17 protein-coding genes and 1 pseudogene are annotated in these 21,833 nt (G+C 41.2%); 5 read left to right on the forward strand and 13 right to left on the reverse strand.

Annotation, left to right across the window (positions count from 1 at the left end):
- Both pduL and VEJY3_RS08610 read right to left on the reverse strand, forming a co-directional pair.
- A complete protein-coding gene (pduL, locus tag VEJY3_RS08605; RefSeq protein ID WP_014232064.1) occupies positions 1-693 on the reverse strand; it encodes a phosphate propanoyltransferase in 693 nt (230 codons plus the stop codon).
- 122 nt (positions 694-815) lie between these two features.
- On the reverse strand, positions 816-1,934 hold the full coding sequence (locus VEJY3_RS08610; RefSeq protein WP_014232065.1) for a 1-propanol dehydrogenase PduQ: 1,119 nt from the start codon (positions 1,932-1,934) through the stop codon (positions 816-818).
- 301 nt (positions 1,935-2,235) lie between these two features.
- Between VEJY3_RS08610 and VEJY3_RS08615 the strand changes: the two genes are divergently transcribed.
- The gene (locus VEJY3_RS08615; RefSeq protein WP_014232066.1) at positions 2,236-3,057 is read left to right on the forward strand and encodes an MIP/aquaporin family protein; all 822 of its coding nucleotides are present in this window, start codon (positions 2,236-2,238) and stop codon (positions 3,055-3,057) included.
- 770 nt (positions 3,058-3,827) lie between these two features.
- Here VEJY3_RS08615 and VEJY3_RS25950 read toward each other — a convergent pair.
- The 5 genes and pseudogenes from VEJY3_RS25950 to VEJY3_RS08640 all read right to left on the reverse strand — a co-directional run.
- Positions 3,828-4,100 (reverse strand): annotated as a pseudogene (locus tag VEJY3_RS25950) (BMC domain-containing protein); the annotation flags it as partial.
- A gap of 41 nt (positions 4,101-4,141) precedes the next feature.
- Positions 4,142-5,287, reverse strand: a complete 1,146-nt coding sequence (gene metK / locus VEJY3_RS08625) for a methionine adenosyltransferase (protein WP_014232068.1) — start codon at positions 5,285-5,287, stop codon at positions 4,142-4,144.
- 149 nt (positions 5,288-5,436) lie between these two features.
- Positions 5,437-6,471 (reverse strand): response regulator, encoded by a 1,035-nt coding sequence (locus VEJY3_RS08630; RefSeq protein WP_014232069.1) that lies wholly within the window; start codon positions 6,469-6,471, stop codon positions 5,437-5,439.
- 12 nt (positions 6,472-6,483) lie between these two features.
- A complete protein-coding gene (locus tag VEJY3_RS08635; protein WP_269465672.1) occupies positions 6,484-7,635 on the reverse strand; it encodes a PocR ligand-binding domain-containing protein in 1,152 nt (383 codons plus the stop codon).
- Between the two features lie 359 nt (positions 7,636-7,994).
- Positions 7,995-8,501, reverse strand: a complete 507-nt coding sequence (locus VEJY3_RS08640) for a CPBP family intramembrane glutamic endopeptidase (RefSeq protein WP_237708161.1) — start codon at positions 8,499-8,501, stop codon at positions 7,995-7,997.
- Positions 8,502-9,417: 916 nt separating this feature from the next.
- Between VEJY3_RS08640 and VEJY3_RS08650 the strand changes: the two genes are divergently transcribed.
- From VEJY3_RS08650 to VEJY3_RS08660, 3 genes are all read left to right on the forward strand, one after another.
- Complete coding sequence (locus VEJY3_RS08650; RefSeq protein WP_014232073.1) at positions 9,418-12,084, forward strand: beta-N-acetylhexosaminidase; 2,667 nt, start codon at positions 9,418-9,420, stop codon at positions 12,082-12,084.
- An 88-nt stretch (positions 12,085-12,172) separates the two neighbouring features.
- Complete coding sequence (locus VEJY3_RS08655; protein ID WP_014232074.1) at positions 12,173-12,835, forward strand: response regulator transcription factor; 663 nt, start codon at positions 12,173-12,175, stop codon at positions 12,833-12,835.
- Positions 12,822-14,015, forward strand: a complete 1,194-nt coding sequence (locus VEJY3_RS08660; RefSeq protein ID WP_014232075.1) for a HAMP domain-containing sensor histidine kinase — start codon at positions 12,822-12,824, stop codon at positions 14,013-14,015. Before VEJY3_RS08655 ends, VEJY3_RS08660 begins: the two co-directional genes overlap by 14 nt.
- A gap of 92 nt (positions 14,016-14,107) precedes the next feature.
- On the opposite strand, the gene VEJY3_RS08665 is transcribed toward VEJY3_RS08660, so the two are convergent.
- The 6 genes from VEJY3_RS08665 to VEJY3_RS08685 all read right to left on the reverse strand — a co-directional run bounded on the left by VEJY3_RS08665 (position 14,108) and on the right by VEJY3_RS08685 (position 20,084).
- Positions 14,108-14,587, reverse strand: coding sequence for a GNAT family N-acetyltransferase (locus VEJY3_RS08665; protein ID WP_014232076.1), 480 nt, complete (start codon positions 14,585-14,587; stop codon positions 14,108-14,110).
- Positions 14,588-15,444: 857 nt separating this feature from the next.
- Positions 15,445-16,959, reverse strand: a complete 1,515-nt coding sequence (locus VEJY3_RS08675; protein ID WP_014232078.1) for a CoA-acylating methylmalonate-semialdehyde dehydrogenase — start codon at positions 16,957-16,959, stop codon at positions 15,445-15,447.
- Between the two features lie 841 nt (positions 16,960-17,800).
- Positions 17,801-18,019 (reverse strand): hypothetical protein, encoded by a 219-nt coding sequence (locus tag VEJY3_RS08680; protein WP_014232079.1) that lies wholly within the window; start codon positions 18,017-18,019, stop codon positions 17,801-17,803.
- Positions 18,020-18,029: 10 nt separating this feature from the next.
- Positions 18,030-18,194: a hypothetical protein gene (locus VEJY3_RS25825; protein WP_020336440.1), complete on the reverse strand. Its 165-nt coding sequence runs from the start codon at positions 18,192-18,194 to the stop codon at positions 18,030-18,032.
- An 11-nt stretch (positions 18,195-18,205) separates the two neighbouring features.
- Positions 18,206-18,370: a hypothetical protein gene (locus tag VEJY3_RS25830; RefSeq protein ID WP_162889686.1), complete on the reverse strand. Its 165-nt coding sequence runs from the start codon at positions 18,368-18,370 to the stop codon at positions 18,206-18,208.
- Positions 18,371-18,914: 544 nt separating this feature from the next.
- Entirely contained in the window at positions 18,915-20,084 is a 1,170-nt protein-coding gene (locus tag VEJY3_RS08685) for an iron-containing alcohol dehydrogenase (RefSeq protein ID WP_014232080.1), read from the reverse strand.
- Between the two features lie 280 nt (positions 20,085-20,364).
- On the opposite strand from VEJY3_RS08685, the gene VEJY3_RS08690 reads away from it, so the two are divergent.
- On the forward strand, positions 20,365-21,744 hold the full coding sequence (locus VEJY3_RS08690; protein WP_014232081.1) for a GntP family permease: 1,380 nt from the start codon (positions 20,365-20,367) through the stop codon (positions 21,742-21,744).
- The last annotated feature ends 89 nt before the right edge of the window (positions 21,745-21,833 follow it).

The following is a 21,833-nucleotide window of genomic DNA, read 5'->3' on the forward strand; positions in this document are numbered from 1 at the left end:
TTATCCCACTAGGTAGCGCGTCACGCAATCTTTATTTTTCAGGCCAAATGCATTCGCTTCTTCTACGTCAATATGCATTTCCATTACCGCATCGTTGCTCACGCGAACCACAACGTTACGCAGAATTCCGGCACGATCACCTTGAGTTTCTACATCGATTTCCATGCCATCTTTAAGGCCAAAGGATTCGGCATCTTGTGGTGAAATATGGATATGTCGCCAAGCCACGATCACGCCATGATCCTTAATAACCTTTCCTCTAGGACCAATAAGTTCAATGCTCGGTGAGCTGTCTAGATCCCCAGACATTCTCACGGGCGCTCTCACACCCAGCGCAAAACCATCAGCAATAGAAATTTCTACCTGTGTTTCACTGCGTAATGGGCCAAGTACTCGAACACGTTGTAGCTCACCTTTAGGACCTTTTAGCGTAACCACTTCTTCAGCGGCATATTGCCCAGGTTGTTTTACCGCTTTAAAACGAGTAAGTTCTGAACCAACGCCAAACAACGCATCCATATCTTCTCTGCTCAAATGGACATGCCGATTTGAAATACCAATAGGTACTACTAATTGATTACTTATATTTTGCGCTGCCACATCCTGGTTCGGAGATTGAGTAGCCGATTGTCCAAATAACTCTTTCATTATTTGCTGAGTAATTAACTCTGCCTGTTCCTTAATTGCGTCCATATTAGTTTTACCATTCTTAGAGGAAGCGACTCGTCTTACAATAATTTGTAATCAGCCATATTGTTTGCCTTTAATGAGGACTTTTTTGCTAACAAAAATCTGCTGTGACAAAACGATCCAGATTAGCCAATTATTTTTGTGAGCAACTTATCAATGTCTCTTGCTGACGGCTTTCTCGGATTGGTTGCCGTGCAAGCATCTGACAAAGTTGAATCAATAATTGCCCGTCTTGCACCCTCGATTTCATGTCGATTTTTGCCAAGTTCAGTTAAGGATGAAGGAATTTGAAACTGTCGGTTTAGGTTACGAATAGCCTCAGATAGTGCTATTACTGCATGTGAGGGAGAATCGACTTCAATATCCATTAGACGAGCACACTTATGATATTTTTCTAAGATATCTGTATTCTCAGTCTCACCATTAAATTCAATAATTAACGGCAATAACATAGCGTTAATCTTGCCGTGCGATATATGCAAAACGCCTCCCAACGCGTGCGCCATTCCATGAACTAAGCCCAGCCCTGATCCATTAAATGCCATACCAGCCATACATGATGCGTTGTGCATATGTTCACGAGGCTCAATCGCGGTCTCATTTTTAACAACCTGTGGTAAATAAGTCGCAACCAAATAGATAGCTTTTTCAGCAAGCGCATCACTAAAGTCATTTGCGTTAATAGAAACAACGGCTTCAATTGCGTGAGTTAATACGTCCATACCGGTATCCACAGCAACTGGGCGAGGAACACTTAGCACTAATTCTGGATCCAAAATGGCGGCATCTGGTAATAGATCAGTAGAAACAAGCGGATATTTTTTACCACTGGATGCATCTGAAATAACCGCATACGAAGTTACTTCAGAACCAGAGCCGCTTGTGGTTGGAATTGCAATCAGCTCGATGGGCTTACCTTGGTAGAATTCTTCTAAAGTTACTTTAATGCCCTTTGCTGCATCTAAAGAAGAACCGCCACCTAAAGCAATAATGACATCGGGTTGAAATGACTTAAGCTGTTGTACGCCAGCAATAACAACGGTTGTGTTTGGGTCTGGTTTCACCTCACCAAACACTGAAACAGTCGCATAAGGCATTTCTTTAATAAGTGAGCGAGCCTTACCCGAAGAAACCATAAAAGCATCTGTCACAATAGCGACTTTTTTATCATTTAAACGATCTAAAGACGAAATAGCGTTTGTACCAAAGTACACATCAGGTACGGAAAAAAATCGACGAGTCATTAAATTCTCACTTTCTATTAAACTTATAACTATTGTTAATTTAACACCAATCGATATAAGTAAGATTATAAGAAGTTGACTACGTCTAGGATAATTTTGCTGTTCAAAGTAGTAGAAAGACAAAAAAATATAGTGTTGTGAAAAGTTAGAGAACTATAAGAGTAAAGAACAAATTAATCATATAAAAAAACACAAATAGACAATATTTTACTCATAACCATAGATATACTGAATTGGTGATAATTCAAACACAAATGTTTGGTAAAACCCTACCTACTAATTTAAAAATTAAGGTTTAATTATGGATAAAAAACTAAGAGGCCAGTGCATTGCTGAATTCTTTGGCACTGGATTATTTATATTCTTTGGTGCGGGATGCTTATGTGCAACAATACTGGCAGGCGCTGAGTTTGGACTATGGGAGATCGCGATTGTTTGGGGCTTAGGTATTGCTTTAGCCGTCTATTTAACGGCAGGCATATCCGGCGCACATTTAAATCCAGCGGTGACTATTGGCTTATGCTTATTTGCTAATTTTGAGAAAAGAAAAGTTCTACCATATATCATTTCACAAGTAGCAGGGGCATTTTTTGGTGCAACAGTATGCTATTTTATTTATCAAAATCTATTTTCGGATTATGAAACTGCGCATAATATCGTTAGAGGATCTCAAGAGAGCCTCGCGTTAGCTGGCATATTTACCACATTTCCTCACCCTTCTATCACTGTGTTTCATGCTGCAATAGTTGAAATAATCCTAACGGCCACATTAATGTCGTTGATATTGTCATTGACTGATGACGGTAACGGTGTACCAAAAGGCGCTTTAGCACCATTGTTAATCGGTATTCTAGTGGCCGTCATTGGTGCAGCTGCGGCACCGTTAACCGGCTTCGCCATGAACCCAGCTCGTGACTTTGGACCTCGACTGTTCACTTTCTTAGCCGGATGGGGAGAAATGACATTCACTGGCGCAAGAGATATTCCCTACATGATCGTTCCTATCGTTGCGCCACTTATTGGTGCGTGCATTGGTGGTGCTGGTTATCGCTATTTAATTGATCAATATGTAGCTAAGCCATCGGATGAAGTGCAATGTACAGAATCAGAATCAGTTAGTTGAAGTATTAAAGTGTTAGAAAGTTAGCTTCCCTTCAATAATGCCTGAGTCTTAAATAGAGTACTTTCGAATAGTATTCGCTCATTAAGACTTGGGCATAGTTAATCTAATCGTGACCAATTTCTTCCCTCTTATACCTATCCATTCCCATCGAATTCGCATAAAGTTATAGGTAATAACGTTATATTTAATGATGATAACGCTAATTATGTATGTGGATATAAAGTAAAAATAGCGCCTTAGAACAGCGTTTTTTATAAGCTTGTTATTCTGTCACTAGGGAAATATGTTAGATATGTACAAGAGAATTTATTGGTTAGGTATAATTTGGAATTAGTATAACACTTCACTTCCGATAATTACGTACTTAAAACAAAGTAGTCAATTCTATAACTAGACTTTTGCAAGGTTAATACAGCTCACCCCGATCACATAATCTCTACGCTTTCGGGGGTGGCCTAAACGAAAATAGTGAATTAATTTGATGCAGTGCGGCGGCTTGTTCTTGAATTGGGTTTGTTACGCACAGAAGTCACTTTATTTGCTGGCGGTGTGGTTGGTTTAGTCGCCTTTTTTGTAGTAGTTGTCTCAGCTTTGGGAGGTTTCGTAGTAACAACTTCTTTATCCTCAGCTTTAGCTTTGGATGTAGTTTCTGCAAGTGGCGTCTTTACGTCTTTAGACTCCAATGTTGGTTCTTCTTTAACTTCTTCCCCTTGTTTTATTGGCTCCTGAGCTGCATCTTGGGCTTTGGCACCCACATTTCCATCACTAGAAAGAACTGATTCCAGGCCTTCGGCAGTTCGGGCCAAAACCTTGTACGCATATACCTCACCTATGCGCGACGCTGCCGCAACACCTGCATCAACGGCGGCTTTAACTGCACCAACATCACCTACAAGTTTTACCGTGTGCATGCCGTTACCTTTAGCCGCTTCGTAGCCAAGTAATTCGACATTTGCTGATTTTATCGCTGCATCTGCAGCTTCGATTGCAGTCGCTAAGCCTATCGTTTCTATTAAGCCTAGACTTTGGCCAGAAATAGACATACCTTTCTCCTTAATATTCAATAAGTTTATTCCGAGGCTATTTAAGCCCCACTTCGCAATCGTTCTGATATTGTCGTATCTTCCCAAGGGAATATATCTCGGCCAAAATGGCCATAGCATGCCGTTTTGCGATAGCGCGGAACCAGTAAATTTAAGTGCTGAATCATTTCGTACACACGAAGATTAAAATGTTCGTTAACAAGCTGATATAGGCGAGAAGTTGGTACAGTTTCTGTACCAAATGTATTTATTTTCATCGAAATTGGTTCAGAAATACCAATCGCCCAGGCAAGCTGGATTTCACATTTTTCAACCAATTTTGCTGCAACTAGGTTTTTGGCGATGTATCTCGCCATATAAGCAGCAGAGCGATCGACTTTTGATGGGTCTTTTCCTGAGAATGCACCACCACCATGACAAGCAGCACCACCGTAGGTATCTACAATTATTTTTCTACCTGTTAAGCCACAATCTGCAGTTGGCCCTCCAATAAGAAACTCCCCCGCAGGATTAACTAAAAACCGGGTTTTAGATGTTATCCATACCGCTGGAATAACTGGCTTGATAATTTCTTCAATCACAGCCTCACGCAGATCTTTTAAAGATACGGAGGGTGAATGTTGTGTTGAGAGTAAAATGGTATGGGCTTGCTGTATTCTGTTTTGATTGTATTCAAGCGTAATTTGAGCTTTGGCATCGGGGAGTAGAAAAGGCAAAGTATTTTCCTTTCTTAATAAGGCTTGCCTTTTCATTAGCTTGTGTGAATAGCTAATCGTAGCGGGCATTAACTCTGACGTTTCATTGCAAGCATAGCCAAATGTGATGCCTTGATCACCCGCGCCTAATTCTGAAAAGTTGGTACTGCGAATCCCTTCAGATATATTGCTCGATTGAACGCCAAGTAAATTGATAACACCACAAGTATTACCATCAAATCCAACTGAAGAATGATTGTAACCGCAACCGACGATGGTACTTCGTACAATAGGCTCTATATCAATTATTGCCGATGAATTTATCTCACCTGCAATAATAACAACCCCTGATTTAATCAAACACTCGCATGCTACTTTAGAAAAAGGGTCTTGGAGTAAAAAAGCATCTAGAATCGCATCAGATACTTGATCGGCTAATTTATCAGGGTGGCCTTCTGAAACGGACTCAGAACTAAATAAGTAGCTTTCCATCATCTATACTTTCATACTATCATTCATTTCTATTGATAATATAGATAGATAAATAAATTATCTTGCCCGTATAGTGGATTTTTTTGCTGTCCGACCTCCCAATTAGGGCAAAATAATACAATTAACGCTATGTCTAATCTTTGCTCATACTATGCTTCTCGGTAATCAGAAGGCGATATACCAATCTCTTTTTTAAATATTCGACAAAAGTAGTTAGAGTCTTTCCACGCAAGTTCTAAAGATATTTTATTTATTTTCATATTACTAAATTTTAATAGTGCACTTGCAATTGCTAATTTTCTTTTTGTTATGTAATTAGAAAATCCTACATTCTCGTTCTTTTTAAATGCCCTACTTAAATAGCAAGAACTAACAAACGTTTTTTCTGCAATTTCATCCAAGGTAATATTATTGAATATGTCTTTTTCAATATGAAATTTTGCTCTATTTATAAAGTCGATACTAGAGGGATGTTTTTTGAACGAGTTTGTGAAAATGACATCACCCACTTTAAACAAAGAAAAGATAAGCTGTGGGTATAGATCTTCACGTAAACCAGAACGACTTACTACTTCTGACAGTGAATATAGCTTAGAGCAACTGGTTGAGTAATCGTCACTTAAAGAGTCAAGATAGATGCATAATGTATCTAAGAAATACTTTACATCATCTCTGGCATCAACATCTTCTTTATTCTTTAGATAACTTTCATTGATGATATTTAATACAAAATCATTCCAAATAGCATAATTTTTTTCTTCGACAATACTTTCTATATTAACTTTTAGTGCTTTGGACTTTTCAATCACGTCTTCATCAACACCAAGTGATTTTTTAATTGTATCGATTAAAATGTTTTTCCTGACAGGTTTTAACAAGTAGTCTTGAATTTTCAAATGAAACATATCATGTAACATGTCAAAATCGTCATTAGCTGTGGTGACAATGACTTTGGATTCTTTATGTCTAGAACGTAAATACTCTATGACTTCTTTACCATTTGGTAGTGGTATATTTATATCAACAAGAATCATATCAATATTTTTAATTTCATCAATTAACTTTATTGCTTTTTTACCTGTTGATGCTTTATATATAAAGGCATTGTTGACACATTGTAATACAATTCTCTCTATGGACTCCATTTCAATTAGTTCGTCTTCAACTATTACTATATTATACATAAGAGCTCTCTTTTATTGATTTGACATAGGGAATTTAAGCGTGATTTTAGTCCCTAGCATCGGTTTGTTTGGGCTGGTTATTTTTAGCTTATATCCTTCACCATATAACATTTCCGATCTGTTTATTATATTGTAAATTCCGATACTTCCATTATTTGAACTTTGCACTCCAGTAATGATTTCTTGGATTTTACCATCACTAATTCCATCACCATTGTCTTGTAGTTCTATATATACATCCTGACCATCATCAAACGCGGTAATGTTGAGGTGGCTAATAGTATCCCTTGGCTCAACAACATAATTAAAAAAGTTTTCAACTAATGGCTGAAGAGTCAAAAAAGGACAAGGAATGCTTGAATATTTTTCAGGAATATCGCATGAGTACTCAAATCGATCGCCCATTCTTACTTTTTGAATGGACATGTAATTCTTCACATAGTTTATTTCATTGCCTAATGTTATAACACCGCGAGAGCTTTTTCTTAGTAGATATCGCATCATATCTGAGAAATTATGTAACATCGCCTCAGTTCTTTGTGCTTCTTCCAAATATGCCAACCGCCCAATAGTATTGAGGACATTAAACAAAAAGTGTGGTCTTACTTGATAAGAAAGTGCTTTAAACTCTGCTTCTCGCAGTGCTCTTTCCATTTCCATACTCTTTTGTAATTCATTTTTTAGCTCTAACTCTTTTCTATGAAGTTCATCTTGCACAATACGAGAGTGAGCTTGTTCTACCAAGTAAGATGCTACATCAAACAAGGTATTTGCTGTCGATACAAACCTCTCGTAGCCCATCTTTTTTGATTTATCATACAACGCAGTCAATTCAGCATTATCTTCCCAAATTTTGTTGTTCTCTAAAATATGGGGTATTGTGCTTTTGTCGCAGTCTTCAACCCTGACTTGACCTGAAATCATCGCCCCCAGATAGTGGCCGTTAACCATAATTGGAACGGCACACTCTACAAAACCACAATAACAGCGATAAACAACAGGTTTACCAGTTTGCATCGCGACACGACCGCCAGCGTCATCGCTCTCGTAGCATCGTTTTTGCTTTTGTGGATCTTTTCGAGATTGAGCACAATAATCACAAAAGCCACTAGGTTTAGTTACCGGTTCACCATAGGCATCAACGACAACCAATGCGATTTCCATTGACTGACTGAAGTTGTTTTGCAATGTTTGTATTCGGTCGATATCTAGGTACTCATGGAGTGTATACTGCATAGTTCTCAACACATTTTGATTTGCGATATTGAGGAATTATAAATTTACGAATGGGTCGCAACCTGACACAGATCAATTAAGTAATGTATCATTTGTGGTGGATAGCTTTTTTGAGATATTCGTTGAGTATTACTGTTTTTTTAATAGTAGTGAATCGCTTTATTAACCCTATGAAGGTCTTCTAAAAGATGGCACACCTTAAAATTGGGATCATAGAATTTTAAACTTCTTTAATTCTAACTTCGCTTTTCTATGTGAAAAATAACGAACTAATACATATTCACAACTTACATGCCTGAACCCATCAGTTTTTCTGGATAAAATGAATAAGACAAAGATGCGTTCCAAAAAGCATGAAGTAAAATAGTAACCAATGTGGCCCAACAATGCCCATATTTAACTCGGAAGTATTCGTAAGTCACTGCAAACGCTACTCCCAGACCTAACGCATTTACCGCGTTTGCAATATTATTAGTCAGGTGAGTTAGAGAAAATAAAAAGCTCGCAATGAGTACAGATAAAAATAGACTGCTTGTGATTTTACGAGAAATATTTTGAATAATGACTTGGAAAATAATTGTCTCAATAACAGGAGCTAATACAACCAATGAAAAATAATCAATGCCAGTCCACACTTCAGCGTATGAATAAATAGAACTTAAATCAATATCAAAATAATGGTCGATTGCAGTAGAAACAGATAGCAGCGTATTATGCGTCAAACTAGACCAAGTACACATTAGCGCGTATACAATAAAGATAAACTTAGCATTGGAGAAGTCATAAATTTTCATCAACTTCTCATCATAAAACAGAAAGTACTTCATAACTCTCCAGATAAAGTATCAATATACCAATTAAAAACATAAACTTGAGTTAACATCAACTACGGCTCACTTTTTGTCTTTTTTCTTTTTCATATCGTGCCTCTTTAATGACCCATGAGCACCAAAATGAAAAGGGTAGAACTAAAAGAATGACTACCATCTCGAGTGATTGTTCGATAATAAAGTCTATCATTGACACTTCATCACCATTTATAGAATGCATGATAAAACGAATAGCGAAGACGACGAATAAGATACTGATGCTATTAAAGAATACATATTGGAGGAAACCTTTGGTCCGCGTTTTTGACCAATGCTCAAACTGTGATTTATTCATTTCTAACCATCTTTAGCAACCTGAAATCAACGACATGCTAGTAAGTTGTTAGAAAATCACTACTACAAAATTCCAAATATTCGACCGGATTAAAAAAGTGATAGCTCCTAACAACAACAGATGATTTAAATCATAAAACCAAATGTTTATTTTTAATTACTTAATCACTTAGTAATTGGAAACATTTGAAGTCCGTCGCATTCCCCGCAGCCTGTGATAAATCATCCATAAAGGACAGACTTTTTGACATTCCCACCACCTTGAACACCTTAGTCTTATATTCCGGTGAGCACGTATGTGCTGATAACATCGACTGAACATTTGTTTGATCAGGCGATGGAATTTAAAAGGATGCGATCAGGTTATGGGTCGCTAAGAAACTATGCTCTTGTTTGTCCTTACTTTTTATATGACCATACAAGCATATTGTTTATCAATATCTAAAGAATGGTATTGAGCAAGCGGATGGTTTTTGAACGCGCGAATAGTGACTCCGATTTGGTGGTTTTTAAATAATAAGGTTATACGACGTTTAAGGTATTCCACATGAATGTAAATATTAGTGCCGTTGCGACTGCAATTTCACTGTCTCTTTTGGCAGGTAATGCTTATTCTTCAGAACAAAATCAACAAAAGACAGAAGTAATACAATCGGTAGTCGATACTGTCGCCTCTTCGCTTGAAGTTCACATCGCATCAATTGAACATCAGCCAGCTGATACCAAGGCGAAATGTCCCGGAGGATATTGCTATCGCGCTGAGATCACCCTGACAAATAAAGGCAAAAAAGAGATTGGTGGAGACTGGGAAATCTACTTCTCCAACCTTCGCCGTATTTTGGATACAAAATCAGATTTATTCGAAATTACGCACGTGAATGGCGATCTTCATCGACTCGTACCAACCAGCAAATTTAAAGGCCTGAAACCAGGTGATTCCGTCGCAATTCAGTTTGACGCCGAGCACTGGAAAATCGTCGATTCTGACTACATGCCTCGCTACTACGTGGCAGCACAAGGAGCTGAAGCTCGAGTTATTCCAAATACTATTCCGCAGGAAGGAGACGGCCTAGCCGACTTGTCCGGTTACCTGGATTTGATCAGTACCGCACCGGAAGACGCCAATATGTGGCAACGTTACCCAGAAGACAGCAGCATCATGGCAACCGCTGGAACACGATATGAAAGAAACCTTGCAGTAAAAGATCTCGGCTTATCATCTGTCTCTGCCAAAATCATCCCTTCCCCTATCGATATAAAGGTGCATAACAGCAGTGTTAACATCAGCGCTGGGCTAAATTTGAAAATAGAAGAAGATAGCCTGACGGCAGACCAGCTAGATGCGCTCGAACACCGCTTCAACCAGCTTGGCGTCACTCCGAATAAAGGGATTCCCGTTGTAATTTCTGTCGACCCTAAACACAAGGCATTTAAAGGAAAGACTAAGCAGGAAGCCTATACCCTGAAGGTGACACCAAAAGAAGTCCGGGTCGTTGGGGCTGACCCAGCAGGTGCATTTTATGGTGTACAGTCATTAGCGGCGCTCGTCACAGTCGGCAGCCAGACTATTCCTGAAGTCACTATTGATTACGATGCACCACGATTTGAACATCGAGGTATGCATTTGGACGTAGCTCGCAATTTCAAATCAAAGGCTGAGATCAAGAAAGTACTCGATCAAATGGCCGCATACAAAATGAATAAATTTCACTTCCATCTCGCAGACGATGAAGGTTGGCGTTTGGAGATTCCCGGCTTGCCAGAGCTCACCGAGGTTGGCGCACAACGTTGTCATGATTTGAGCGAACGTCAGTGCCTGTTACCACAAGTTGGCTCAGGTCCGGATGACACCACATCTGGCTCTGGCTACTACAGCGTTGACGATTATGCGGAGATCTTAGCCTTCGCTTCAGCACGTAATATTCAGGTTATCCCGTCTATGGATATGCCCGGCCATGCTCGAGCAGCCGTAAAATCAATGGAAGCGCGCTATCACAAATATGCGGAACTTGGAGATATGGCTGCGGCTGAAATGTACCTACTTACTGACAGACATGACGGCTCGGAGTATTTCTCGGTTCAAAACTACACTGACAACACGATTAACCCTTGTATGGAATCGAGCTTTGTCTTCATGGACAAAGTCATATCAGAGATTGCTAAACAACATAAAAACGCGGGGCAACCTCTGGTGGACTATCATATCGGCGCTGATGAAACCCACGGAGCTTGGGTTGATTCCCCGGTGTGTCGAGCACTGTTTGTCGATCCGACCAATAATATCGATAACGTGGCCGACCTTGGTGGGTATTTCATTGAACGGATCAGCCATATCCTGGAAGCCAAACAACTAAACCTCGCCGCATGGAATGACGGATTAAAACATGGCAGTTATATGGACCCAACCAAGCTTGCTGGTGACGCTTCAGCCTATACCTGGTCAGCCCTATTCTGGGGTGGTGCCAATGAAGCCCACTCCCTCGCCAATGCGGGTTATAACGTTATCTTGTCATTGCCTGAGGTCACCTACTTTGACCACCCATACGAAGCCGACCCAAGAGAACCGGGGAACTATTGGGCAGGACGTTATACCGATACGCAAAAAGTCTTTAATTTTATGCCGGAGAACTTACCAGCCAATGCGGAGACCATGACGGACAGAGACAATAACCCATTCGAAATCCCTGCCAGCACGGTAGCCCTTCAGGATGGAAAGCGCTTTAAAGGCATGCAAGGCCACGTATGGACGGAAATGGTTCGTACTGATGAACAGTTGGATCACCGTGTTTTCCCTCGCATTTTAGGCATTGCAGAGCGAGCATGGTCAAAAGCGGACTGGGAACTAGAGTACGATGCTGAAAAAGCGTATCGAACCAATACCTCAGGGTATAAAGGCACCGACCATATGGGTAAACGAATAGTAAACCGTGATAACGACTGGACCGAATTTGCCAATACTCTGGGTTATAAAGAGTTTGCGAAGTTAGATGCCGCAGGTGTGGCCTACCGCCTTCCGGTACCTGGAGCGAAAATCGACAACAACGGAAAGCTGTCGATTAATAACGCCTTCCCTGGTGTTACCGTTCAATACTCGGTCAATGGCACAAACTGGCAAAACTACGATCATTCAAACAAGCCAACAGTGAAAGCTGGCGTGAAGATACGTTCGATAGCCAGCACAGGTCGTGCAGGTCGGGAGATTGTCGTTAACTAACCTATAGTTGGCTAACTGTGGCTACCTGATGGTTAACCCCACAGGTAGCCTTTTTCCATGCACATCATTTGATTTTCGGAGGAGATGGATGCGTGTATTGATCGTCGAAGACAGTATTCAAATCGCGGCGAATATTGGTGAATACCTTGAAATAATGGGTCACTCGGTAGATTTTTCTTACACAGGACAAGCAGCTCTCGAGTTATTATCCGAGAACCAATTCGATGTAATGATCTTGGATGTTATGATGCCTGGCTTAGATGGGTTATCTACGTGCAGGAAAATACGGGAACAAGGTCGTGAACACCTGCCTATTTTGTTTCTCACCGCTTGCGATACGTTGGAAGATAAACTGGCTGGTTTCGCCGCAGGTGGCGATGATTACTTAGTCAAACCATTTGCTATGCAGGAGTTACTAGCAAGGCTCGAGGCTCTCACATTAAGATCCAAAGGTGGCAGAAGTCACGAGATCACTTTTTCCGGTTTAACCCTTTCCACCGAAACAGAACAAGCTTTCTTTCAAAACAACCGATTAAAGCTGGACCCATTGTTGTTCAAACTATTAAAAACCCTACTGCTGTCCGCTCCTCGTATCGTACATAAACAAGATCTTGAATACGAACTTTGGCATGGTGAGACCATCGACAGTAGTGTTCTGAGAACACATATTTATCGGCTGAGAAAGGTACTGCCTGAAGGATTGCTGGAAACCGTACGAGGAAAGGGTTATCGCCTCAATGAGATTAACTAGTCAATATTTTCAAAAACGGCTTTATAACCGAGTTTTCGCTTTGATTATGGGGCTGGTCTTATTATTAACCCTTAGCCTTTTACTAATGGCTTGGATTAACGCGCAACTGCACACAGACAGCCTGGTCAATCAAAAGTTGAATCAGCAAATGCGCTTCTTATTAGATGATTCCATCAAAAAAGGTCGTCTGGTCAAAGTTAATTCTCCGATGTTTTCCAGCTTTGTGGGGTCGGATAAAGGCTTACCACTTTATTTGTCAGGCTTAACAGAACAAGGGGTATTCGAAATTGAACACCCGAAAGTGCACGTGCAAGTAGTCAGTTCTCCATTTTCCGATGGCTTGCTTTATCTGCTCTATTTCCCTGAGAAAGATCTAGAGAGAAGCCTTTATCAGAATAGGCTCAAATACTATGTTGTTATCGGTGTAATGGCGTTAATGGGCATAGGACTCATTGCCAGTCTTTACATCACCCGGATTATTGTTAAGCCCATCACCACTCTGCAGAAAAATATTGAATGTGCCAGCCCTGATTCACCTCCTGCCGTATTGGATAGGCAAGATGAGCTAGGTCAGTTGAGTCGGAGTTTTACTAACGCATTTCAGCGAATACGAGCATTCGTCGAGCGAGAGCACAACTTTACCCGGTTTGCCAGCCATGAGCTCAGAACGCCAGTCACTATTATACAGGGGGCATTGGAAGTCATCGCCTACTCACCGGATCTTGCTAAAGCGCAGCCAGCGTTGAGTAGAATTGAAAGTGCAAATAAAGATATGCAGGCCTTAATTCACACTTTTCTTTCTATTAGCCGAGAGTCCAAAACCGAACAGGTAGAATTGTTGTCGTTGCAAGAAAGTCTGGACTACTGCTTACAACAGTTAAGAACAGACAAGGCTGACATACTGTCGGTTCAATACAGTCTCAATTCAAAATCGGTGAATAAAATACTGGCCCATGTCGTGATACAAAATGTGTTAAGAAATGCCTTTAGTTATAGCGCCAATAGTGTGGCAATAGAATTAAAGTACGATCGACTGGTGGTTTCGAATGACATCGACCCCGACTGCCACTCTGGCTATGGCCACGGCATCGATATTATCAATGCTATATGCGAAAAAGCCGATTGGTTGGCTTTCTATCGGTGTCATAACAATAGGTTTAGTTGGCTCATCTATTTTTGATAGTGGTGAAGTAGCATACCACCTAACCCATTAAACCGTAGATAGGAATGCTATGTTAAACCCATGCCTTGGGCGCCACTTTCACACGCGTGTTATATCCAAAGCGATTTGTTTAGCACCCATTTTTCGAGCTCTTCGTTATCACCATCAACCACCATGTCTGTAAACACGAAATTATTAGCATTGACAACATTCCGTGAAGCCAGATTCGTTGACGAAATCAAAGCAACTACGTTTTCAACGGCACCAGAGCCGAACGCTAAATTGCAAAGTTGGTTAACGGCAGACTTTGCCAACCCACGACCTTGTTGTTGTGGCGCTACATTGTATCCAATTTCCACCTCACCAGCGTTGGGAGCATCTTTAAAGCCGCAAAAACCAACGACATGATCTTGGGATAACATCATGTAAGGTAATGACCATATATCAGCCATCGCGTTTTGAGCGTGTTGAACTGAACGATTGAAAACATGCTTTGGCGGGATAGAACCGTTACAAAACTCAATGTCTATACCCGATGTATCCGCGATCAATTGATGAAGTTGTTTTTCATTTATCTGCTGAAGTTCCATTATCTACTCTTGAGAAAATGCCTCTGATGTATCTAAAAATGAGCGCTGCCAGAAACCACCTCAAATCGACGCTATTCATAGCGAGGAGAATAAATAAGCTCCCACACCGAGTGGAATAAGCGTAATTACGCACAAAACAGCACTTCCGATTTTATCAAAATGTGAAGTAAGACTCTGAACTTTAATCGCCTTACGCAGCCTGATTAAAGATATCACGGAACCACAAAACCATACTGCAGTGAACATTATGATGTGACGATCGCTACCTTGGAGCCATACATTCTTTAGCGCAATGAAAAACACACCATGCATCAGCAAGGTGATTACAATAACAATTCTTGCCACTTTCATATCCCCAGCCAAAGCTTAACCCCACATTAAGAAAGGATTTGCAGCAGCAAAATATCCGCAAATCACGTTATTATAATCAATTGAATCTGGCACATCGGATAGAATAGACAACTGACACCCTGTGTGAACCCATCCTATGTCAAAGTATTGTTACTTTTAACATTAATAGCAGAACTTATCATGTATTGGGAAGCCCAAGCGGCCATATAAGCAAATAAAATCAAGCTGCGTCGATACCTTGCTCATTCCAAGGTTGGACAATAGAGTATGCGGTCATAGCGGGATGAGATGCAAAATTGCTTAGTTCAACAACAGGCATAGGTTTGGGTTTGGGCAACGGGAGATTAACCAGCCTTTATAGTGAATCTATAAACCCTGGAAATATTCTTAATGGCATAAAAAAGCTGGCTATTCGCCAGCAAAAAGAAAAAAAGGTAGCGCGCTCTGCCACGCGCTAACCCATCCGGGCCCCTACCATGCCCTACCAAAACGGATAAAAGGTTTGATTAGCCTAATGTTGGCATATTAAATGAGCTTGAGTGTTGCTCTAGGCGAACATCACTTGCAGGCCAGCGGCTAGATACTGTTTTCATTCTTGTGTAGAAACGAACACCGTCATTACCGTGCACATTTAATGGACCAAAAACAGAACGTTTCCAACCACCAAAGCTGTGGAATGCCATTGGTACTGGGATTGGGATATTGATACCTACCATGCCAGCTTGGACATTTTCACTAAACTGACGAGCCGTTTCACCATCACGGGTGAAGATTGCCGTACCATTGCCATATTCATGACGGTTAACCAGTTGGATAGCCGTTTCAAAGTCCGGAACACGAACAATCGCAAGCACAGGGCCAAAGATCTCTTCTTTATAGATAGTCATCTCTGGTGACACATTGTCGAACAACGTTGGACCCACAAAATATCCATTTTCAAAACCATCAACACTCAAAGAGCGACCATCGATAAGCAGATCAGCCCCCTGCTCTACACCTGAGTCGATGTAACCAATGATTTTCTCTTTGTGAATTTGAGAAATCACCGGCCCCATATCATTCTCTTTACCTTCGACAATGCCAGGGCCAATGGTCATTTTATCAACGCCGGTACGCAGTTTATCGATAAGGTGATCCGCTGTTTCGTCACCAACGACTACTGCCACAGAAAGAGCCATACAACGCTCGCCAGCCGCACCAAATGCTGCACCGATAATCGCGTTCGTTGCCATATCCAAATCTGCATCTGGCATTAAGATACAGTGGTTTTTAGCGCCGCCCAAAGCCTGACAACGTTTACCATGTGCTGATGCCGTTGAGTAAATGTACTCAGCAATTGGTGTTGAGCCAACAAAGCTAACCGCTTGAACACGTGGATCCGTTAGTAGTACATCTACAGACTCTTTATCGCCATTAACTACATTAAACACGCCGTCAGGAAGACCTGCTTCAGAAAGTAGCTCAGCCAGAATCAAAGAAGTTGTTGGATCCTTTTCTGACGGTTTTAGAACGAATGTGTTACCAGTCGCAAGTGCAATAGGGAACATCCACATTGAAACCATCGCAGGAAAGTTAAAAGGAGTAATGCCCGCACAAACGCCTAGTGGTTGCATCAGTGAATGGCTATCAACACCAGTACCCACGTTAGCTGAATGCTCACCTTTTTGAAGATGAGGAATGCCGCAAGCAAACTCAACCACTTCCAGGCCTCGAGTTAGCTCGCCCATTGCATCTGAGTAAACCTTTCCGTGCTCAGTAGAAATCGTTTTGGCAAGCTTGTCCATATTAGCTTCCATTAACTCTTTGAACTTAAATAGGATTCGAGCACGTTTTAATGGCGACATTTTCGACCATGCAGGAAATGCCTTAGCAGCAGATTCAATTGCCAGTTCCGTTTCACTCTTTGAGCTAAGAACGACTTGGCGAATTTGTTCACCAGTAGCTGGGTTAAAAACTGGAGCAAATTTGCCGCTTTGGCTTTCCTGAATGCTTCCACCGATATAGTTATGAATAGTCTCCATGACCAACTCCTATTTTAGACTGACTGAGCGACTTGTTTCGCGTTGTACTTATGGCTATTTCTGTTTTAAAAAGCGGTTTCTAACGTCAAATTGAGCTTCGTTTATTGATGTCAGGTTTGCTTTTCCTTATCGAACGAAACCATTCTATGAAATTAATTTTTCATTTTCAATATTTATGAAAAATTTAATTTACACTTTTGAAACGCCAGATCACAAAAAGAAACATACGTCAGCTAGAAACAGAGTAAGTCCTTTACAACTAGGTTGGTTTCTCTAAGGGAGTGAAGGGTAATATTTAAGGACCACGGAAAGTATTTTGAAATAAGGACACTTTTTAGGTGTGGGTTCGCAAACGACTGAAACGCTGTACTCGTCGAATCTGTACACTGAAGTCAGAGCGTTTAATTCAATGTGAGTGGTTGGTGTTCGCTACAATGACTGACAGCAGGAACGTCCTTGATTAAATTGGAAATGAACAGACTCTGGCGAGTCATGTTTTTGGGTGAGATACGTTATGATTCTACTCGAAGTACATCCAGTATTTCATAGTGGACTGTGCCACTATTCTGCCCTGCTGCTTCTATCTGGTGGTAATTTAAGTTCATCATCAACACTAACATTGGCGTTTTAGTTCACCTGACTGTTGTGCTGTCCTTTGGTCATAGTGCCACCAGCTTTGAGACTCGCCTTAACACCCTAGTCGGGTAGACTACTCAACTTTCCACTATTCCCGCGAAGTATTACTGCCTATTTATCTATTAAACTACTGACAGCATACGAGGTAAGCTTTTTATATACCTCTAAATTAAAAAATCATTTAATTAACTGTTTTTATTAAATTTTATCCATGTAACACTGTAAATGATGTCACCAGAAGTAGCAGAAAATACAACTCACTACCGTTACTCTTGGTCAACATCGGTATGTTGTTTTGTACAAATTCATTAAAAAGAAACGCTAAAGGCTTTTGGTCCGCGTTCATCTTAATGCTATTGGTTTCTGGGTTTTCTTCCGCGTCTTTTACCATGTAGTACGCGTTGTAAGCGACTGCTCCGTACATATCATTCTCCTCATAAAATTTGGGTTGCTTGTGGTTCAGGTACTGCTTTTTTGAAAAAAGCCATAAATGAAAAACGCTTTTTCTCTGTCTTCACCGCTTCGACTTCTGAGACAGCTTGATTCTCGCGCGCGTCTTTAACCATGTAGTAAGTGTTGTATGCGATTGCTCCGTACATATCGTTATTCCTTATACAGTTTGAGTTGTTTGTGGTTCTAGTACTGCTTTGTTGAAAAGTGCTTTAAATGAAAAACGCTTTTTCTCTTTCTTCACGGCTTCGACTTCTGAAGCGACTTGATTCTCGCGAGCGTCTTTAACCATGTGGTAAGTGTTATATGCGATAGCTGCGTACATAATTTATTCTCCAAATGTTTGTAAGTTTCCTACATCAACGGGAGTAAATATAGATCCAGCTCACACAAAATGCAATAGATATTTTATATTTACAGGCAAATAAAATAAACATTTCCACGCCAGAGCATAATCAATTGAATTTATTGGACAATTCAATTTAAAGCCTGCCGAAGCTATGTTTCATGGCGTTCAGGACAACGAAAACAAAGCACTTTTTCAGCTAAAGAATGCCAGGCCGTGTAAGCGCACAGCAAAAAATTAAGCCGGAATGCCTTCTTGTAAGAAAAATACATTACGTAATTGGGCGAGCTTGAAATGAAAAGTTTGTTTATAAGTGGGCAAAATTGCAGGAAAGCACCATTTCTCAACGAGTAAAGAGAAGTAATACTGAGTGGCAAAGCAGTGAGTGTAAGTTAGGCAAGAGTAAGCAGGCTTAGGGTGATAGACACGCTCTTCAGCTGCTGGAAAGCAATTTGGAAGAGCGCGCTACATGATTTGAAATAGTATGGCTTAGTCGGTAATCGATTGTCGACTTCGGACTATTCTATTCGCCTTCGTTCCAAACCGTTTTGTAAAGCTCGATGGTTTCTTCTAAAGATGGAACGCGAGGGTTATTACCTGGTGACCCAGAATCCAGTGCTTGTTGCGCCATGGTTGATAGAAGCTCAAAGAAACGCTCTTTATCAATGCCATATTGAGACGGCGTAGGAACGGATAGCTCTGTATTTAGTGCACGCAGTTCATTGACTAACTTCTTACATGCAATTGCATTGGTGTCAGACATAGAAGCAACACCAATAGCGCGAGCACACTCTGCGTAACGTTGCTCAGCGCTTGGAATGGAAAACTCGGTGATAGCAGGTAGCAACATTGCATTTGATAAGCCATGAGGAACATGAAAAAACGCACCAATCGGTCGGCTCATGCCATGCACTAATGCCACTGATGCATTAGAGAATGCCACTCCAGCCAACGTCGCACCAAACATCATATCAGAGCGCGCGGCTTCATCTTTTGGATTGTGATAAGCCTGACGAATACTCTTACCAATTTTTTCCATCGCGATCAGAGCTTGAGTATCTGAGAATTGGTTCGCTTTTTGACTAACATACGCTTCAATAGCATGAGTCAGCGCATCCAGGCCACAGTCAGCAGTGACGCGTGGAGGAAGTGACATAGTTAGTTCGTAGTCCACCAGCGCAGCGATAGGCATAAATCCAAGGCCAGAACACAACATTTTTTCGTCATGTAGATCGTCTGTAATCACCGTGAAGCGAGTGACCTCAGAGCCGGTTCCGGCAGTAGTAGGAATGGCAATGATCGGAAGCCCGGCTTCGCTAACATCACGAGGGAATTTGTAATCTCTTACTTGCCCACCAAATTTACCAACTATCGAGATAGCTTTAGCACTGTCGATTGGGCTTCCTCCACCAATAGCAATAATGGAGTCAAATCCTCCTTCACGCACCATTTGTACACCTGCCTCGATTGAGCTTACTGTTGGCTCTGGAATCGTATCAGAAAATACGGAAGCCTCGATGCCCTGGGCAATTAGCGCCTCTTGAACTTTTGCTACATAACCTAGTTGAACCATCATCTTATCGGTGACAATTAACGGTCGAGATGCACCTACGCTTGCCATTACATCCGCAGCCTGAAGTGATGCCCCTTTGCCTACATGCATAATCCTTGGTAATACGATTCTTGCGCTCATTCTATTTCCTTAATCATTACATTGGTCGTGAATTCTAAGAGTAGATGAAATACTTGCTCTTAAACGTACCATTCGAAACAAACTTATTGAAATGAATTTTTCATTTTATGTGAAGAATGAACAGTCCAAATACGCCTTATCTAGTGTTTTACTGTCTTTGATCAATATATCGGATGATTTACCTACATGAACTCAATCTTTCACTTTATTTAAAATAAAATGAATGTTTCAATTTATATATATTTTGGAAATAACATTTGATTACATATTGGAGATTACCGTGGACGTTGGAATATTGGGCATATTGCTGTCGTTAGTTTTGTTGATGTACCTCGCGTACCGAGGCATGTCAGTCATTTGGTTAGCACCTATTTTAGCATTAGTTGCTGCTCTGTTTTCTGCCGGAACGTACATGATGGCCAGTTATACAGAAGTCTTCATGTTAAGCGCGGCAAACTATGTAAAACTCTATTTTCCCGCCTTCTTGCTTGGTGCGATTTTTGGCAAAGTGATGGATGATTCTGGCGCAGCAAAGTCAATCGCTAAAGTCATTGTGAATAAGGTTGGGAGCAATAATGCGATCTTAGCCGTGGTGCTCGCCGTATCGGTGTTGACCTACGGCGGTGTATCGATGTTTGTGGTGGTATTTGCAGTCTACCCTATTGCCGCTCAAATATTTAAAGACAGCAATGTGCCTAAACGTCTGATTCCAGGGACGATTGCGCTAGGCTCCTTCACTTTTACGATGACCGCTTTACCAGGGTCACCACAAATCCAAAATACCATCGCGATGCCTTTTTTCGGTACCACGGCATACGCTGCGCCAGCGCTTGGATTAGTTGGTGCCGGTGCCATGTTTGGCTTGGGCATGCTTTGGCTTAAACGCCGTGAAGCTATTGCTCGAACAAACGGAGAAGGTTATGGCATTCACGATGAGTCGGAGTGTGACGATAGCGAAGAGAATAACAACATTCCTTCTGCGACCATTGCCTTTATCCCGATCGTTATCGTGCTGGTTTTAAACTTTCTGATCGTGACTTTCTATTTCCCAAGTGTCGATACCAGTTACCTTGCCAACTACGATACTACGCTGCAAAAAGTAAATGGCATGTGGAGCCTTATCATCGCGCTAACCACCGCCATTATCGTCGCACTGTTATTGTTTAAGAAATACATGAAGGACATACGCTTTTCTCTTAACGAAGGCGGTGAAAGCTCCATCATGCCGATCATGAATACCGCCGCCGCTGTCGGGTTTGGTAACGTGATCAAATCGCTCTCCTCCTTTGAATTAGTCAAAGAAGGGATACTTTCGATACCAGGAACCCCACTTTTATCCTTTGCGATGTCGACCAGTTTACTTGCAGGTATCACAGGGTCAGCCTCAGGAGGCCTGAGTATAGCGTTGGATGCACTTGGCCAGGTTTATATTCAAAAAGCTCTGGAGTTAGGGATTAGTCTTGAGTCTTTACACCGTATTGCAGCGATAGCTTGCGGCGGATTAGATTCACTCCCTCATAATGGCGCGGTGATTACACTGCTTGGGATTTGTGGCATGACTCACCGCGATTCGTACAAAGATATTTTTGTCTGTACGCTGGCGATTCCTGTCGTTGCTACTGGTGTTGTTTTAATTTTCGCGTCCATGGGCGTGGTGTAAAACTACTCTCACTCTCAGTATCGATAGAATTCTTGAGTCCTTCATATACCTAAAAGCAGAGTATTCTTACTCTGCTTTTTTGTTTCCAT

The sequence above is a fragment of the Vibrio sp. EJY3 genome (assembly GCF_000241385.1).
Classification (GTDB): domain Bacteria; phylum Pseudomonadota; class Gammaproteobacteria; order Enterobacterales; family Vibrionaceae; genus Vibrio; species Vibrio natriegens.